General features: G+C 61.7%; 18 protein-coding genes and 1 pseudogene. 13 read left to right on the top strand and 6 right to left on the bottom strand.

What is annotated here, in order from left to right; translation table 11 throughout:
- The first annotated feature begins 128 nt into the window (after positions 1-128).
- A complete protein-coding gene (locus tag RTX98_RS03640; protein ID WP_189504601.1) occupies positions 129-551 on the top strand; it encodes a metallopeptidase family protein in 423 nt (140 codons plus the stop codon).
- Between the two features lie 3 nt (positions 552-554).
- Here the strand turns inward: RTX98_RS03640 and RTX98_RS03635 are convergent, their stop codons facing one another.
- Positions 555-761, bottom strand: coding sequence for a DUF1737 domain-containing protein (locus tag RTX98_RS03635; RefSeq protein ID WP_312794657.1), 207 nt, complete (start codon positions 759-761; stop codon positions 555-557).
- Between the two features lie 12 nt (positions 762-773).
- Positions 774-1,625: a CoA ester lyase gene (locus RTX98_RS03630; RefSeq protein ID WP_312794740.1), complete on the bottom strand. Its 852-nt coding sequence runs from the start codon at positions 1,623-1,625 to the stop codon at positions 774-776.
- A gap of 136 nt (positions 1,626-1,761) precedes the next feature.
- Between RTX98_RS03630 and RTX98_RS03625 the strand changes: the two genes are divergently transcribed.
- From RTX98_RS03625 to RTX98_RS03615, 3 genes are all read left to right on the top strand, one after another.
- Complete coding sequence (locus RTX98_RS03625; protein ID WP_312794739.1) at positions 1,762-2,931, top strand: FAD-binding oxidoreductase; 1,170 nt, start codon at positions 1,762-1,764, stop codon at positions 2,929-2,931.
- A gap of 66 nt (positions 2,932-2,997) precedes the next feature.
- Entirely contained in the window at positions 2,998-3,231 is a 234-nt protein-coding gene (locus RTX98_RS03620) for a type II toxin-antitoxin system prevent-host-death family antitoxin (RefSeq protein WP_312794655.1), read from the top strand.
- Entirely contained in the window at positions 3,228-3,629 is a 402-nt protein-coding gene (locus RTX98_RS03615) for a type II toxin-antitoxin system VapC family toxin (RefSeq protein WP_312794653.1), read from the top strand. The genes RTX98_RS03620 and RTX98_RS03615 overlap by 4 nt, the downstream gene beginning before the upstream one ends.
- A 67-nt stretch (positions 3,630-3,696) precedes the next feature.
- Here the strand turns inward: RTX98_RS03615 and RTX98_RS03610 are convergent, their stop codons facing one another.
- Positions 3,697-4,134 (bottom strand): OsmC family protein, encoded by a 438-nt coding sequence (locus RTX98_RS03610; RefSeq protein ID WP_312794651.1) that lies wholly within the window; start codon positions 4,132-4,134, stop codon positions 3,697-3,699.
- 165 nt (positions 4,135-4,299) lie between these two features.
- Positions 4,300-5,574 (bottom strand): ubiquinone biosynthesis hydroxylase, encoded by a 1,275-nt coding sequence (locus tag RTX98_RS03605; RefSeq protein WP_312794649.1) that lies wholly within the window; start codon positions 5,572-5,574, stop codon positions 4,300-4,302.
- 95 nt (positions 5,575-5,669) lie between these two features.
- Between RTX98_RS03605 and RTX98_RS03600 the strand changes: the two genes are divergently transcribed.
- The 8 genes from RTX98_RS03600 (at position 5,670) to RTX98_RS03565 (ending at position 14,882) form a co-directional block, all read left to right on the top strand.
- Entirely contained in the window at positions 5,670-6,551 is an 882-nt protein-coding gene (locus tag RTX98_RS03600) for an acyl-CoA thioesterase II (protein ID WP_312794647.1), read from the top strand.
- A gap of 214 nt (positions 6,552-6,765) precedes the next feature.
- Positions 6,766-7,104: a P-II family nitrogen regulator gene (locus RTX98_RS03595; RefSeq protein WP_189504613.1), complete on the top strand. Its 339-nt coding sequence runs from the start codon at positions 6,766-6,768 to the stop codon at positions 7,102-7,104.
- 29 nt (positions 7,105-7,133) lie between these two features.
- On the top strand, positions 7,134-8,522 hold the full coding sequence (locus tag RTX98_RS03590; RefSeq protein ID WP_312794646.1) for an ammonium transporter: 1,389 nt from the start codon (positions 7,134-7,136) through the stop codon (positions 8,520-8,522).
- A gap of 179 nt (positions 8,523-8,701) precedes the next feature.
- A complete protein-coding gene (locus tag RTX98_RS03585; RefSeq protein WP_312794645.1) occupies positions 8,702-9,421 on the top strand; it encodes a Crp/Fnr family transcriptional regulator in 720 nt (239 codons plus the stop codon).
- 144 nt (positions 9,422-9,565) lie between these two features.
- Positions 9,566-12,643, top strand: coding sequence for a DNA translocase FtsK (locus tag RTX98_RS03580; RefSeq protein WP_312794644.1), 3,078 nt, complete (start codon positions 9,566-9,568; stop codon positions 12,641-12,643).
- A gap of 162 nt (positions 12,644-12,805) precedes the next feature.
- A complete protein-coding gene (locus tag RTX98_RS03575; protein ID WP_416223059.1) occupies positions 12,806-13,474 on the top strand; it encodes an outer-membrane lipoprotein carrier protein LolA in 669 nt (222 codons plus the stop codon).
- A 144-nt stretch (positions 13,475-13,618) separates the two neighbouring features.
- A complete protein-coding gene (locus tag RTX98_RS03570) occupies positions 13,619-14,428 on the top strand; it encodes an exodeoxyribonuclease III (RefSeq protein WP_312794642.1) in 810 nt (269 codons plus the stop codon).
- Positions 14,421-14,882, top strand: coding sequence for a GNAT family N-acetyltransferase (locus RTX98_RS03565; protein ID WP_312794641.1), 462 nt, complete (start codon positions 14,421-14,423; stop codon positions 14,880-14,882). Before RTX98_RS03570 ends, RTX98_RS03565 begins: the two co-directional genes overlap by 8 nt.
- Before the next feature lie 3 nt (positions 14,883-14,885).
- Here the strand turns inward: RTX98_RS03565 and RTX98_RS03560 are convergent, their stop codons facing one another.
- Both RTX98_RS03560 and RTX98_RS03555 read right to left on the bottom strand, forming a co-directional pair.
- Positions 14,886-15,341, bottom strand: a complete 456-nt coding sequence (locus RTX98_RS03560) for a cyclic nucleotide-binding domain-containing protein (RefSeq protein ID WP_312794639.1) — start codon at positions 15,339-15,341, stop codon at positions 14,886-14,888.
- Between the two features lie 80 nt (positions 15,342-15,421).
- Complete coding sequence (locus tag RTX98_RS03555) at positions 15,422-16,105, bottom strand: response regulator transcription factor (RefSeq protein ID WP_312794637.1); 684 nt, start codon at positions 16,103-16,105, stop codon at positions 15,422-15,424.
- A gap of 118 nt (positions 16,106-16,223) precedes the next feature.
- On the opposite strand from RTX98_RS03555, the pseudogene RTX98_RS03550 reads away from it, so the two are divergent.
- Positions 16,224-16,538, top strand: a pseudogene (locus RTX98_RS03550) (hypothetical protein); the annotation flags it as partial.

Raw genomic sequence — 16,538 nt, 5'->3', positions numbered from 1 at the left:
AGGGTGCTCCGAGAGTCAAGCACACTCTAGAGAATTTATTCCTGACGCTGCGGCCGTAAGGGGTCGGATGCGAAAGTCCTCGAAAGCCGCGAATTAACGCTCTATATGAGCCGGCCAAAGGAGACCGAATGGCTCGTCTTTATCAAACCCGGCAATGGCATGATCAGTTTTCGCCCTCGATCGAGGAGTTCGAGCTGCTTGCGCTGGAAACTTATGCCCATCTGCCTGAAGAGTTTCGCAAGCTGACCGGCGACATCATCATCCAGATCGCCGAATTTCCCACCGAAGAGATCATGGACGATCTAGCGCTGGAAACGCCGTTCGACCTGCTCGGCCTGTTTGAAGGCCGTGGCATTGCCGAGCGCTGGACGCCGCAAACCGGCGAGGAACCGAACAAGATCACGCTCTATCGCCGCGCGATCCTCGATTACTGGTCAGAAAACGAGGAAACGCTGGGCGACATCGTCAGCCACGTGCTGATCCACGAAGTCGGCCACCATTTCGGCCTGTCGGACGACGACATGGAAAAAATCGAGGAAGCGGCGGAATAGGACCTACTGCTCGCCGAGCTTCATGTCGGGATGGTAGTCCTTGCCCTCCACCTCCTTCACCACGGCCTGGCCGCAGCGCATGGTGCCGGTCGCGGCGTCGAAGGCGTAGGTGGGGCTGCCGGCCAGTTCCCATCCCTTGTTCAGCGCCGTCGTGACCTTGTGGCAGAAGCTCGAATCATCGGGGCCTGACAGGAAGCGGTAGAGTTTCATCGCTGTAGTCCTTCAAAGACGCGCGGCCAGCAGCTTTTCGGCCTGCGCGAGATGCAGCCGCTCGATCATGCGGCCGTTGATCTGAATGACGCCTTGAGCGGGATCGGCGGCGAAGGCTGCGACGATGGCTTCCGCTTCCGCCACGTCTTCCTCGCTCGGTGCAAAGGCGCGGTTGGCGGGTTCGATCTGGGCGGGATGGATCAGCGTTTTGCCGTCGAAACCCATGTTCCGGCCTTCGCTGCACTCGGCAGAAAAGGCATCGAGATCGCGGAAATTGTTGCTGACGCCGTCGAGTACAGTGAGGTTTCCGGCCCGTGCCGCCATCACCATCTGCGATAAAGCCGGCATGAGGTAGCGGCGATCCGGCGTCATGCGAATGCCGATGTCCTTGGCGAGATCGTTGGTGCCGGCCACCAGGCAGGCAAGGCGTGCGGCGCGATCGCGGCCGAGCGCTGCAATGGCGCCGATATTCATCATCGCCTTCGGGGTTTCGATCATCGCCCACAAACGGATGCGCTTGGGCGCGTCGATCTCGTCCAGCGCGTCGTCGGTTTCCAGGATGTCGCGCGGTGAATCGACCTTCGGCAGGAGGATGGCGTTGGGCTTGCAGGATTTGGCGACCGCCAGATCGTCCGCGCCCCATTCCGTAGACATCGCATTGATGCGGATGATCAGGCGCTTGTTTGGACGGTTCTCGAACAAGCGTACGAGGTTGTCGCGCGCGGCTGCCTTCTGGTCTGGTGCAACCGCGTCTTCCAAATCGAGGATGATCGCGTCGGCGGCGAGATCGGCGATCTTGGCCAGCGCTTTCTGGTTGGCGGCCGGCACGTAAAGCACTGAGCGGTGGGGATGAGGGGCGGTCATACCCATTCATCGCCGGGCCTTGGTGAACGCGCAAGAGCTTATCGGACTTTCTACTGAGGCAGGTTACGCAAATGCCGCTTGCGAAGGACGCATGAACCTGATTGCGTGCGCCCGCTTTCACGGAATGAACATCCCCATGTCTGGCTACGATATTCTCATCATCGGTGGCGCGATCGTCGGCAGTTCCGCTGCCTATTTCCTGCGCGACCAGGGCTTCACCGGCACGATCGGCGTGGTGGAACGCGATCCGAGCTTTGCCACGTCTGCCACAACCCTGTCGGCGGCATCGATCCGCCAGCAGTTCTCCATTGCCGAGAATATCCGCCTGTCGCGTTTCACGCTGAACCTGTTTCGCGAGCTGACCGACCGCTTCGGTGCGGATGCCGACATCGCATTCCGCGAAAAGGGCTATCTGATCCTGGCGAGCGAAGCAGGGTTGCCCATTCTCAGGACGAACCACGCCGTGCAGATTGCTGAGGGCGCGGAGATCGTGCTGGAAGACGCTAGAGCCCTGGCGAAGCGCTTTGCCTGGCTGTCGACCGAAGACATTGCCGGTGGCGCTTATGGTGTCAGCGGCGAGGGCTGGTTCGATGCCCATGCGCTGCTCGGCCTGTTCCGCAAGGCGTTGAAGAGCATGAAGGTCGACCTGATCACGGATACGGTCACCGGCATCACGCGCGATGGAGACGCGGTCACCGGCGTGACGCTGGAACAGGGCGGTGCGGTTTCTGCCGGTCTCATCATCAATGCTGCCGGCCCGAATGGCGGCAAGGTCGCTGCCATGGCGGGCATCGATCTGCCGGTGGAGCCGCGCAAGCGCAACGTGTTCGTGTTCGAAGCCCGCGACCGCTTCGAGGACATGCCGCTGATGGTCGATCCCTCGGGCATTTATGTCCGCCCGGAAGGCCAGGTTTACATCACCGGCGGCGCAGAAAATCCCGATACGGACGGCCCGGCCGACCCGCGCGATTTCGATCCGGACTGGAGCCTGTTCGAAGAGGTGATTTGGCCAGTCTTGGCCACCCGCGTTCCCGCCTTCGAGGCGATCAAGCCGACGCGCGCCTGGGCCGGGCACTACGACTACAACACGTTCGACCAGAACGCTGTTGTGGGTCCGCATCCCCAGGTAAAGAACTTCCTCTTCGCCAATGGCTTTTCCGGCCACGGCCTGCAGCAGGCCGCCGCAGTCGGCAAAGCACTCGCCGAGCTGTTGACGTTTGGCGGTTATCGCAGCGTCGATTGCAGCGCCTTTGCTTGGGAGCGCATCCCGAAAAACAGTCCCTTCGTGGAACTGAACGTCATCTGAGTTAACCGAGACTCGACAGAAGGATGTAATCCTCCTATTAGCTAAGTTAGCTAATAGGAGGCGCGGATGCAGGTCACGGTTCATGCCGCAAAGACCAACCTTTCGAAATTGATCGAGGCGGCGCTGTCTGGCGAAGAGGTCATTATCGCCAAGGGTAAGCTGCCGGTGGTAAAGATCGTGCCCGTTGCACAGGGCCAGTTCAAAGTAGGGCTTCTAAAGGACCAACTCACCGGAACCGGTCCTGACTTCTTCGAGCCCATGAGCGACGATGAACTGGCGCATTGGGAAGGTCGGGATTGACGCATATCCTGCTCGATACGCATGCCTGGGCCTGGTCGCTGACGGCCGATGCTCGTTTGTCCACCGCAGCGTTTGCTGCCATGGAACAGGCCGACACAGTTTCAATCAGCGCCATCAGCCTGTTCGAGATCGGCCAGAAAGTCCGTCTTGGCAAATGGCCGGAGATGCAGCCCTTTCTCGGCAGTCTGGCCAGGCTGGCCGATCAACAAGGCGGGCGGTTTGTGGATGTATCGCCAGAAGCGAGCTTACTGGCTTCCACCTTGGATTGGGCGCATCGAGATCCGTTTGACCGGATCATCGGAGCCACGGCGATGACGCGTGGATTGACGCTCATTTCGGCGGATACGGCGTTCGATGGATTGGCTGCTGAACCAAAATGGCTTGGCCGGATTTGGTGACCACGGCCAATAAAAAAGCCGGCCCGCGATAGGCGAACCGGCTTCTTCGTCATGCTGCCGGCGCAGTTTAGGCGAGCTTGGCTTCCAGGCTGACCTTGATGGCGCCGAGGGCCTTGGAGACGGGGCAGCCTTCCTTGGCCTTGGTGGCGAGTTCCTGGAACTTGGCGTCGTCGATGCCTGGAACTGTGCCGGTCAGGGCGATGGCGCTTTCGGTGATCTCGAAGCCGCCGCCGGAAGCCGGACCGTAATGCACGGTTGCGACTGCATCCAGCTTGTCGGCCGGGGTGCCGTTTTCAGCCAGGAAGTGCGACAGCTGCATGGCGAAGCAGCCTGCATGGGCGGCTGCGATCAGCTCTTCCGGATTGGTGCCGGACTTGCCGCTTTCGTCCTGGAACCGGCCCTTGAAGGAATAGGGCGCGCCGGTGAAGGCGCCGCTCTGGGTGTCGAGCGTGCCGGTGCCTTCGGTGAGCGTGCCCTTCCAGACGGCCGTTGCTGTGCGCTTCATGGTGATCATCCTCGTCTTGGTGACGTTGTTATGAGTGTGAATTCCGTCCGGCATCAGCGGATGCCGGCAGACCATATCTAGGATGCGAAAAAGCGTGCGCCAGAGGGCACGCCTTTGTCATTGTGGTGCGGTCGAGGCTTGGTAAAGGCCTGGCTTACCGGCTTGTCAGATCGGTTGCCCTTGCAGCAGCTTGGGAGAAGGACCTGCCATGCCGGCGGCCTGGCCGATGAAGAAGTCCTTCAGGCGGGGCATGCGGTCCACGAGGCCGAGGCCGAGATCGCGGATGGCGCGGATCGGCGCGATGTCGTTGGAAAACAGGCGGTTCAGCACATCGGTGGTGATGCCCATCTGCAGCGTGTCGAAGCGGCGCCAGCGCTGATAGGTTTCCAACACGTCGAGCATGCCGATGTCGCGCCCCATGCGATCGGCTTCCACGATGACCTGTGCCAGGGCTGCCGCATCCTTGAAGCCGAGATTGAGGCCTTGGCCGGAGATTGGATGAATGCCGTGCGCAGCGTCACCCGCCAGGGCAAAGCGGTGGCCGACGAAGTCGCGCGCAAGCGTCAAACCAAGCGGCCAGGCCTTGCGAGGACCTTCAACGCGGATTTCGCCGAGCTTCAGGCCGAAGCGGCGTTCCAGCTCGAGTTCGAAGATCAGATCGTCTTCGGCCACGAGGCGGTTGGCGTCTTCGGTGCGCTCGGTCCAAACGATGGACGATCGGTTTCCCGTGAGCGGCAGGGTGGCGAAGGGGCCGGCAGGCAAGAAATGCTCTTCGGCGCGGCCCTCATGCGGGCGTTCATGCTTGACCGTGCAAACAATGCCGGACTGGCCGTAGTGCCATCTGTTGACCTTGATGCCGGCGAGATCGCGCAGCTTGGAACGCACGCCGTCGGCAGCGACCAGCAAACGGCTGGTCAGGGTCCGACCGTCGCTCAAGGTGATCGTGACGCCTGCGGTGTCGCGTTCGAACCCGCTCACGCCGGCGCCTTCGATCAATACGATGCCAAGCTCGTCGACCCGGCGGCGCAGCGCGCCGTTCATGTGCACATTGGCGATCATATGCGCAAAAGGCTCGCCGGCGCCAACCGTGCCATCAAAGGTCAGGAACACGGGCCGCACGGGATCCGCGGTGCGCGAATCCGTGATGATCATCTCGTTGATGGGCTGGGCCTCGCCGACCAGTTCATCCCAGCAACCAAGTGTGTCCAGCATGCGCCGGGCAGCCGCCGCGATGGCCGACGCACGACCGTCTTTTTTCCAAACGCCCGCGGGGGCTGCATCGACAACCGCGATTTCAAGCGAGGGGCGCGCCTGTTTGATGGCGACTGCCGTGGCGAGGCCGACGTAATTGCCGCCGCCGATCACCACGTCGAAGCTGGTTCGCGCGGTCGCGTCAGACGTGTTCGGCTCGGGCAGATCGATGGTGGGGGAAGGCGCCATGCTTGGCTTCTCCGTGTTCAGGGGTCTGCCTTGACTTGCACGCGGCGAACTGTTCGTAAACCGGGCGCCACCAAGCAGCGAAAGGATAGTAGGCCATGTCTGAGGCCATGCGGGACTTGTTGGACATACTTGATCTGGAAACGCTGGAACTCAACCTGTTTCGTGGTCGCAGCCCCCAGGTCGGCTGGCAGCGCGTTTTCGGCGGACAGGTGGTGGCGCAGGCGCTGGTTGCGGCGCAGCGCACGGTTGGCGCCGATCGCCACACCCACTCGCTGCACGGCTATTTCATGCGTCCGGGCGATCCGGCCGTGCCGATCATCTATGAGGTCGACCGCATCCGCGACGGCGGCAGTTTTACCACACGGCGTGTCGTGGCCATCCAGCATGGGCATGCAATCTTTTCGCTGGAAGCCTCGTTCCAGAAGGATGAGCCGGGCCTGGATCACCAGGTTCCGATGCCGCTCGACGTGCCTGCGCCGGAAACGCTGATGACGCAGATGGAGCTGATCGAGCGCTACGGGCAGAACCTGCCGGATGCCATCCGGCGCTTTTGGGCACGCGAACGGCCACTGCAGATCCGGCCGGTCAACATCGAACATTATGCCTCGCGCGATCCACTCCCGCCGCAGCAGAAGGTGTGGATGCGCATCAACGGCGTCAAAGCCGCAACGCGGGCGCTGAATGCCGCCATGCTGGCTTACATTTCCGACATGACGCTGCTCGACACCGCCACCTTCCCACATGGACGCTGGGGTTTCGAGCCCGACATTCAGATGGCCAGCCTCGATCATGCGATCTGGTTTCATCGCGAGCCGCCGAACGGCATGGATGACTGGCTCCTGTATAGTCAGGACACCCCATCGACGATGGGGGCGCGGGGTTTTGCGCGCGGGCAAATCTTCAGCCGCGATGGCACGCTGATCGCTTCGGTCGCGCAGGAGGGTCTGATCCGCCTACGAACGAAGCAGTCTGCTTGATCACTGGATTTTTGCTTAAATAATAGGCAAGCGCTACTGGCCGAACAATCGTCTCCCGGTCGTTTCGACAGCGTACAACCTGCTTTTTCACCATTCACGGCCGCTTCATCCCAATTGGCATGAAGCTTGATTCTCTTCGTCCACGGGCCGCGTTCGCGCGCGGCGATGATGGGGCAGCGGGCTCAACCCGCGAAACGAAGGGGTATGGTTGCGAATGAAAATCGTCATGGCTGTTATCAAGCCGTTCAAGCTCGACGAAGTCCGTGAAGCGCTGACGGCCGTTGGCATTCAGGGTCTCACCGTTACCGAGGTCAAAGGCTACGGACGTCAGAAGGGACACACCGAAATCTATCGCGGTGCCGAATATGCCGTGAGCTTCCTGCCGAAGATCAAGATCGAAGTCGCGGTTGCGGCCGAGCTCGTGGATCGCGCGGTGGAAGCCATCACCGCTGCGGCCAAGACCGGGCAGATCGGAGACGGAAAGATCTTCGTTTACGCGCTCGATCAGGCCGTCCGCATCCGGACCGGCGAAACCGACAGCGACGCGCTTTGAGCGGCCGACGCGAACCTCAGGAGATTTCGATGACAATTTCTATCCTTCTCCCCGGTCGCCTGCTGCCGTTGGCACGCACCGGTTTGGCGACGGTCCTCGGGCTCGGCGCTTTCGGCGTGCTCAGCGCCGTCGCACAGGAAACGGCCCCGGTTGCGGCCGATGCCGCAGCGCCTGTGGTTGCCACGATCGACAAGGGCGATGTCGCCTGGATGCTGGTTTCCACCATCCTCGTTCTGTTCATGATCCTGCCCGGCCTCGCGCTCTTCTATGGCGGCCTGGTGCGCGCCAAGAACATGCTGTCCGTGCTGATGCAGTGCACGATGATCACCGCGGTGGTGATCGTGATCTGGGTTCTGTGGGGCTATTCCTTCGCCTTTGGGGGTTCCACCAGCCCGTATTGGGGCGGTCTCGGCAAGCTGTTCCTGGCAGGCGTCACGCCGGATTCGCAGTCGCCGACCTTCTCCGAAGGCGTGATGATCCCGGAATTCGTATTCATCTGCTTCCAGATGACCTTTGCCTGCATCACGCCGGCGCTGATCGTCGGCGCCTTTGCCGAGCGCATCAAGTTCTCGGCGGTGATCCTGTTCGTGGTTCTGTGGGTGACGCTGGTTTATTTCCCGATCGCGCACATGGTCTGGGATTCCAACGGCCTGATCTTCGGCTGGGGCGCGCTTGATTTCGCAGGCGGCACCGTCGTGCACATCAATGCCGGTATTGCCGGTCTGGTGGGCGCATTGCTGATCGGCAAGCGCCACGGCTATGGCCGCGACAACATGGCGCCGCACTCCATGACGCTGACCATGGTGGGTGCATCCATCCTGTTCGTGGGTTGGTTCGGCTTCAATGCCGGTTCCAACCTCGAAGCCACCGGTGGTGCAGCACTTGCCATGATCAACACCTTCACCGCCACCGCCGGCGCCGTGATCACCTGGGTGGTGATCGAAGGTCTGGCACGCGGCAAGGCTTCGATGCTCGGTGCGGCATCCGGTGTTGTCGCCGGCCTCGTTGCCGTGACGCCGGCTGCGGGCCTTGTTGGTCCGATCGGCGCGATCGTGCTTGGCGCCCTTGCTTCTGCCGTCTGCTACTGGTTCGTGGCCGTGGTGAAGATCAAGGCCGGCTATGACGACTCGCTCGACGTGTTCGGCATTCACGGCATTGGCGGCATCATCGGCGCGATCGGCACCGGCATCTTCGCTTCGCCTTCGCTGGGTGGCGTTGGTTATGCCGATGGCGTGACGATGGGCGGGCAGGTCTATACGCAGATCCTTGCCGTGCTCGTGACCATCATCTGGTGCGGTGTTGTGTCCGCGATCCTCTACAAGCTGGTTGATGTCGTGATCGGTCTGCGTCCGAGCACCGAAGCCGAAACGCAGGGTCTCGACATCACCTCGCATGGCGAAGTGGCGTACCACTCCTGATCGAAGGAGCGGGCTTTCAGGGCCTGCCTTTTCCATCCGCTAAAAAGAGAGAGCCCGCCTTCTGCGCGGGCTTTTTTGCGCGCCCGGATTAACAAAAAGCAATGCTTTGAGGGGCTTGGCAGCTTCGTCAGGCTTTTGTATTCACCTGAAATCTCTTTCTGTTCTTCGTGCGAGTCGCCGTGACCAATCCCCTTGTGCTGTTTTTGTCGCGGCGGGATGATGTGAGCGCGGAAGAAATCGCCGCGCTCGAAACCCTGACGCTCAACCACCAGGACTTTGCAGCCGGCACCGCAATGATCCGGCAAGGCGATCGCCCGCAATCCAGCATTCTGGTTTTGGATGGGCTGGCTGCGCGCGCGCATTACCTGGCCGACGGCAAGCGCATGATCAGCGCCCTGCATATTCCGGGCGATTACGTGGATCTGCATTCGCTTCTGCTCGACCGCATGGACCACGATGTGACGGCCTTGACGGATTGCCGCGTCGCTTTGACCGCGCATCCTGATATCCGGCGCGTGACCGAAAGGCTGCCTCATCTCGGGCGCTTGCTGTGGCTTTCCACGACGATCGATGCCGCCATGCATCGCGCCTGGATCGTGGCGCTCGGTCGCATGTCGCCGCTCAGCCACATGGCGCACTTCCTGTGTGAAATGTATATCCGGCTGGAAATCGTCGGTCAGGCTGCCGATCATAGCTATCGCCTGCCGATCACCCAGATCGATCTTGCCGACATGCTTGGACTTTCGGTCGTGCACGTCAACCGCACCCTGCAGGATCTTCGGGCCACCGGAATGGTCAGCTGGGTAGGGCCGACGGTCAGCATCAAGGACTGGAACGGGTTGCGTGAACTCGGCCAGTTCGAGGACGCTTATCTCAATCTCAACAAGCGCCCGCGCTGATCGTCGCTTCAGCAACGCCGTTGGCCGCTGGGTAAGCTTACCGGGGGTCCATGGTTAATGCAGCTTTAACTGTCCTGTCGTTACGGTCACACCGAATCCTGTCCGGGAGAACCCGGCCTTTTTCGCACGATCGAGGACTGTTCTATGCGCATTGGCCTTTCGGCACCCATGAATGTGGCTGATGCAGGGTATGGCTTGCGCGGTTTTGCCCGGCGGCAGGTTGCGCGTCTGGTTGGATTATCCCTGCTTGGTTTGACCGCGCTCGGCGTGGCGTCGCTGGCGACCTGGAATGTTGCCGATCCGAGCTTCAGCCATGCCACCGACAATCCGGTCACCAATGCGATCGGCTATCCCGGCGCTGTTTTCTCCGATCTCGCGACGCAGTTCTTCGGTCTGGCCGCACTGGCCGTTCTCGTGCCGCTGGCGATCTGGGGCGTGCTGTTGATGACGGGCCATCGCATCGATCGCAAGCCGACGCGTGCGGCGGTTTGGTTCCTCGGCGGGATGTTTGCGGCAGGTGTTGCCGGCTGCTTTGCACCCAACGCAACCTGGCCGCTGCCGACCGGCTTTGGCGGTGTATTCGGCGACATCATGCTGAAGCTGCCGGCTCTCATGCTCGGCGCTTATCCGACGGGCCTGGTGGCCACCATTCTCAGCGTCATCCTCGCGATCCCCGCTTTGGCGCTGCTCGCATTTGGGTCTGGCCTCGTTGGCCGCCGCGCGCCGGTTGAAGACGATTTCGAGGATGAAGATGACCTTGCCGTGTCCGTGCAGTCGGCCGACGAGGAGGACGATCGCGACTCCGTTCTGATGGGCTTGATGACCCACTGGTTCCTGTCGGCACAGGCGATGGTTCGTCGCTTGAAGGGCGGCAACGAGCGTCAGGCACCGCAAAAGAGCAAGCTGCGCCAAGCCATGGTGCGGATCGATCGCGACATGGACATGGAAGCGCATTATCCCGCGCCCAGTCAGCGCGTCGAGCCGGGCTTCGGCAGCCCCTATGCCCCCGATGAGCGCCATGAGTCCTTCGATCTTGACCGCATCGTAGGTGTGGCAAACCCCATGCCTGCCGCTGCTCGCGCAGCCCCGGACATGCCGGTTGTTGAAGCCCCGACGCGCCGCCCGATCGTGGTGGAGCCGCCCGCGCAGCCGGTTCCGCAGCGTGTCGAACGCGTGGAGCCCGATTGGTCGAACTGGACGCCGGTCAAGGAAAGTGCCAACGGCCATGTGCAGGCCTTCCGCTCCATGCCCGGTATGGTGCGTGGTGTGCGCCGCCCCGAGCCCGAACTCACGCAGCCGAACGAAATCCAGGCCGAGCCGGACTTTGCGCCCTTGCAGGATCTGACGCCGGACGTCGGCGAAGATGACGCGCCCTTCGACATGCCGTTTGATGCACCTTACGAAGATAGCTACGCCGAACCTGTTGCGCCGCAGCCGGTAGCTTCCGTTGCCGCGATGCGCCAGCCGGCCGCCCGCCGTTCAACCGAAACGCCGGACCAGCTGTTCGATGCGCCGGCAATGGCACATGGCGAAGCGCAGGCACGCGGTATCCAGCGCACCGATGCCGCTGCTTCCTCTCGCGTAATCGAAGCGCCGTTGCCAAGCCGCGCCAAGATCGACGCGCCGGCGCCAGCGCCGCGCCCTGTCGCCGCTCCGTCCCGTAATTATGCCGCCAGCGGGGCGATGGATGACGGCTTCATCATGCCGGCGCTCGAATTCCTGGCAGAGCCAAAGAATATCGGCCGTGATCCGACGCTGTCCAAGGATGCGCTGGAACAGAATGCGCGGCTGCTCGAGGGCGTGCTGGAAGACTTCGGCGTCAAGGGCGAGATCATCCATGTTCGCCCCGGCCCGGTGGTCACGCTCTACGAACTGGAACCGGCGCCGGGCATCAAGTCCAGCCGCGTAATCGGTCTGGCCGACGACATTGCCCGCTCCATGAGCGCGATTGCTGCCCGCGTTGCCGTTGTTCCCGGCCGCAATGCAATCGGCATCGAGCTGCCAAATGCACGGCGTGAAACCGTTTATCTGCGCGAGATGCTGGCATCGCAGGCCTTTGACGATTCGACGGCTAAGCTGGCGCTGGCGCTGGGCAAGACGATCAACGGCGATCCAGTCGTAGTCGATATCGCCAAGATGCCACACGTGCTGGTCGCCGGCACCACCGGGTCCGGCAAGTCGGTCGCCATCAACACGATGGTGCTGTCGCTTCTGTACCGCATGAAGCCGGAACAGTGCCGTTTGATCATGATCGATCCGAAGATGGTCGAACTCTCGGTTTATGACGGCATTCCGCACCTGCTGACCCCGGTCGTGACCGATCCGAAAAAGGCTGTCGTGGCCCTGAAGTGGTTGGTGCGGGAGATGGAAGACCGCTACCGCAAGATGGCCAAGGTCGGCGTGCGCAACATCGACGGCTTCAACCAGCGCGTGGCGCAGGCGACAGCCAAGGGCGAGGTCATCACGCGCACCGTGCAGACCGGTTTCGACCGCGAAACCGGCGAGGCGATCTATGAAAGCGAAGAGCTCGACCTGCAGCCGTTCCCCTTTATCGTCGTGATCATCGACGAAGTGGCCGACCTAATGATGGTGGCCGGCAAGGATATCGAAGGCGCCGTTCAGCGTCTCGGCCAGATGGCGCGTGCTGCCGGCATCCATGTCGTGATGGCGACTCAGCGTCCTTCGGTCGACGTCATCACCGGTACGATCAAGGCCAACTTCCCGACCCGCATGTCGTTCCAGGTGACCTCCAAGATCGATAGCCGCACCATTCTCGGCGAGATGGGCGCCGAGCAGCTGCTCGGCATGGGCGACATGCTCTACATGGCCGGCGGCGGCCGCATCCAGCGCGTTCACGGACCTTTCGTTTCGGATGACGAAGTGGAAAAGGTCGTCGCGCATCTCAAGCTTCAGGGTGTGCCGGATTATCTCGACGCCATCACCGAAGATGACGAGGAAGAGGCGGAAGACGGGGCCTCGGGCAAGGGTGGGCCTGCGGGCACCAGCAACCTCGAAGATTCCGAGGACCCGTATGACCAGGCGGTTGCCGTGGTGCTGCGTGATGGCAAGGCGTCCACCAGCTACATCCAGCGGCGTCTGGGCATCGGCTACAACCGTGCCGCGTCGATCATCGAGCGCATGGAAAAAGAGGGGATCGTTGGTCCCGCCAACCATGCGGGCAAGCGCGAAATCCTGGTGCCGACGGAAGACGACAAGTTCTAGCGGTACGGCTTTGCTCGCGAACACATTGCAGCGAGTTGGAAAGGGCGTGTCTTGCGATGCGCCCTTTCTGCCATACCTGATGGCCATACTCTCGTGCTTACGAAGCCAAATTTGAGCCGCACTGGTCCGCTACCCGGTGCGCTAAAGAATAAGGAACCAAGAATGCTGAAGCGTCTTCCGAACCGTTTTGACCGCCGCGGCGTGTTGCGCCTGATGGGTGGAGCCGTCTTGGCCGTCACGATGTTCGGTGCTCTCGGGACCACGCATGCCGTCGCCCAGGATGCCGCCGTGGCGCAGCAGATCGCCGATCACTTCGGCCGGGTTCGCACCATGACCGGTGAGTTCGTGCAGTTCGGTCCGCGCGGCGAACAAACCGGCGGGAAGTTCTATCTGGAGCGTCCCGGCAAGATCCGCTTCGATTACGAAGGCAAGAACGGCTACCGCGTGACGGCTGACGGCACCTCGGTCGTGATCGACAACAAGAAGATGCGCACGGCCGATCTTTATCCGCTCTCGAAGACGCCGCTGAAGCTTCTGCTCGACAGCCGCATCGATCTGTCCGGCAACAAGGTCCAGCAGGTCAAGCAGGAGCCGGACATGACCACGATCAAGCTCGCCGATCGTAGCGTGTTCGGCAATTCGACCATCACCATGATGTTTGATCCGACGTCCTATACGCTGAAGCAGTGGACAATCACCGATGCGCAGAACAAGGACACAACGGTGATGATCTTCAACACGAAGGAAGGCGTGGCGCTCGATCCCGGTGTGTTTACGATCGACTACAATCGCGTCAACCAGCTGAACGTGAAGGGTCCGAAGGACCGCTGATCCCGCCTGCGATGCTCACCGAAAAGGTCGCTGCGGCGGCCTTTTTTGTTGGTGCGTTACGCCGACGGAGCCGCCGGGGTTGTCTCTCAGGGGAGAGGCTGGCAGGGTCGCGCCGCTTTCCACAACCAGTCTGATTGTTTTTTCATGCCCTTCACGCTTGCCACCTGGAACATCAACTCCGTGCGGCTACGTATGCCGATCGTGGAGCGCTTCCTGCAGACCTACCAGCCCGATGTTCTGTGCCTGCAGGAGATCAAGGTTCCCGACGAGCTGTTTCCGACCGAAGCCTTCTACGCGATCGGCTATGAGCATGTCACCTTCCACGGCCAGAAGGGCTATCATGGCGTCGCGACTGTTGCGAAGCATCGGATCGACATCGAGGAAAAGCGCAACTTCTGCGACATGGGCGACACCCGCCATATGTCGACGCGCATCGATATTGCCGGCAAGTCCATCCTTCTGCACAATTTCTACGTTCCGGCCGGAGGCGACGAGCCCAACCCTGAAACGAACCCGAAATTCCGCCACAAGCTCGATTTCGTGGAGGAAATGCGCTGCTTCAAGGCGCTGTCATCAGACAACTCCGCGTCGATCCTGGTGGGCGATCTCAACATCGCGCCGCTCGAAAACGACGTCTGGTCGCACAAGCAGATGCTGAAGATCGTCAGCCACACGCCGGTGGAAACCGAGGCGTTTGAAGCCATGCGCCGTGCAGGCGAGTGGGAAGACCTGATGCGCCGCCATGTTCCTGCCGACCAGAAGCTGTTCACCTGGTGGAGCTATCGCGCGTCGGATTGGGCTGCGTCCGACCGGGGCCGGCGGCTCGATCATGTCTGGGGTTCGGCCAATTTGGGGCCACTGCTGACCGATATCGAAGTGGTGCGTGAAGCCCGGAGCTGGGACCGGCCGTCCGATCATGTGCCGGTGATTGCGCGCTTCAACCTCGATGCCTGAGCCGATCCGCATCGATGATCTGCGCGATCGTCCTGACCGCGTGCCCGATGTGGCGGACCGGATCTGGACCGCGTGGTGGCGTGATGCGGGTGTTTCGCTGGAGGATCTGACGGGGCTGGTGCGCGATGGTCTCGGACCTTCTGCCGTGCCGTCCACTTTCGTCGCGCATCGCGGCGAGCGCTTTGCCGGCACGGCTTCGATCATCGCCCATGACATGGATGCCCGGCCCAACTACTCACCCTGGGTGGCTGCGGTGTGGGTGGAAGCAGAGCATCGAGGCTGCGGCATTGGTTCACGGCTAGTGCGCCACGTTTCCGCTTTTGCCTTCGCGGCCGGCGTCACCAAGCTGTATCTTTACTGCGAACCGTCCAAAGCACCGTTCTACGAGGGGCTTGGATGGCGGCGGATCGAAGCGGATGTCGAGGGCAACGACATCTTTGTACTCGATGCCTGAAGCCTAATCCTCGAAGCGGTCGGCCAGTTGGGCGATGCGGGCGACAAGGTCCTGAAGCTCGGCGGCGATACGGCTGTGGAGCAAAGCGGCGAGCTGCGGATATTCTTCGAGGATGCGGCGGAAGAGGCGGCGGTTCAGCCGGATCAGCTCGACATCGGTAGCGGCAACCGCGCTGGTTGGGCGCGAGGTGTCGGCGATCAGAGCGAGTTCGCCGAGCAGGGTGTTGGGTCCTAGAACCTGCAGTTCGACTGTCGTGTCGCCGATGCCATGCACGAGTTTCACCGTGCCGGATGTCACCACGAAGGCGCAATCGGCCGAATCACCTTCGGCATAGATCAGACGATCGGCGGCAACGGAGATGTTTTCGGCGCCGAATGCCAGGAGGCGGAGCTGTTCCTGAGCAAAGCCCTCGAACAGCGCTAGGCCGGCCAGAACCCGGATATCGTCATCCAGCGCCATTCACAATTCAATCCCCGGCACAGGTTAATCCCCGGTGCCTGTTCCTCCCCCTCGTGGTCTTGGAAGGATTTCCAACAGGATCACGGAACGAGCTTGTACCCACCGCTTTCTGTCACAAGAATTTCGGCATTGGAAGGATCACGCTCGATCTTCTGGCGCAGACGATAGACATGCGTTTCCAGCGTGTGGGTGGTGACGCCCGAATTGTAGCCCCAGACCTCTTCCAGCAGGATGTCGCGGGTGACGACCTTCTGCTCGGCGCGGTAGAGATATTTGATGATCGAGGCTTCCTTTTCGGTCAGCCGGATCTTGCCGCCCTTGGCATCGAGCAGGAGCTTCTGGCTCGGCTTGAAGGTGTAGGGACCAACGGTGAAGGTCGCGTCTTCGCTCTGCTCGTGCTGGCGCAGCTGGGCGCGGATGCGGGCCAGAAGTACGGCGAAGCGGAAGGGTTTCGTGACGTAATCGTTGGCGCCGGCTTCGAGACCCAGGATCGTGTCCGAATCGGTATCCTGACCGGTCAGCATGATGATCGGCGCCTTGTAGCCGCCCTTACGCAGGAGCTTGACGGCTTCGCGCCCATCCATGTCGGGCAGACCCACATCCATGATGAGCAGATCGACCGTGCGGCCGCGCGCGGTGTTCACGCCCTTGGTGGCCGTCGGCTCCTGGATCACCTCGAACTCCTCATAGAGCCCGAGCTGCTCGGCCAGTGTGCTGCGCAGGTCGTCGTCGTCGTCGACAATGAGGATGGTGCGAGAAGTCATCGATCAATCCATTGTTTCAAATCATCAAATGAGAAGCTTGACGATTTTGGCAATATGCTGAACCTCGCCATCAGCGATAGGCCGATCACGGCGATGTGTCCGATGGTGATGAGTTCCGATGCAGGTGTCCAGGCAAAAACACGGCTTCATCAAGCGCATCACGGTCCGGCCGCGTCCGGGCAGACCGACGCAAGGCCTGTTGATGGCCGACGGCCTGGTGTTTTCGTGCGCGCTCGGCCGCGGCGGCATCACGGCCAACAAGCGCGAAGGCGATGGCGGAACGCCGATGGGGCCCATGCGGCTCCTGTCCGGCTATCTACGCGACCACCGCTTCGTCTACCGCAGCCGCCTGCCGCTTGGGCCCATCACCGCCGATCTCGGCTGGTGCGAAGTGCCGGATGACCGCAACTACAACCGCCCCGTCCGCATCCCC

Source organism: Tianweitania sp. (assembly GCF_032053605.1).
Classification (GTDB): Bacteria; Pseudomonadota; Alphaproteobacteria; order Rhizobiales; family Rhizobiaceae; genus Tianweitania.
The sequence above is the reverse complement of the archived record's forward strand: the minus strand, read 5'-3'. Positions and strand labels throughout refer to the sequence as shown.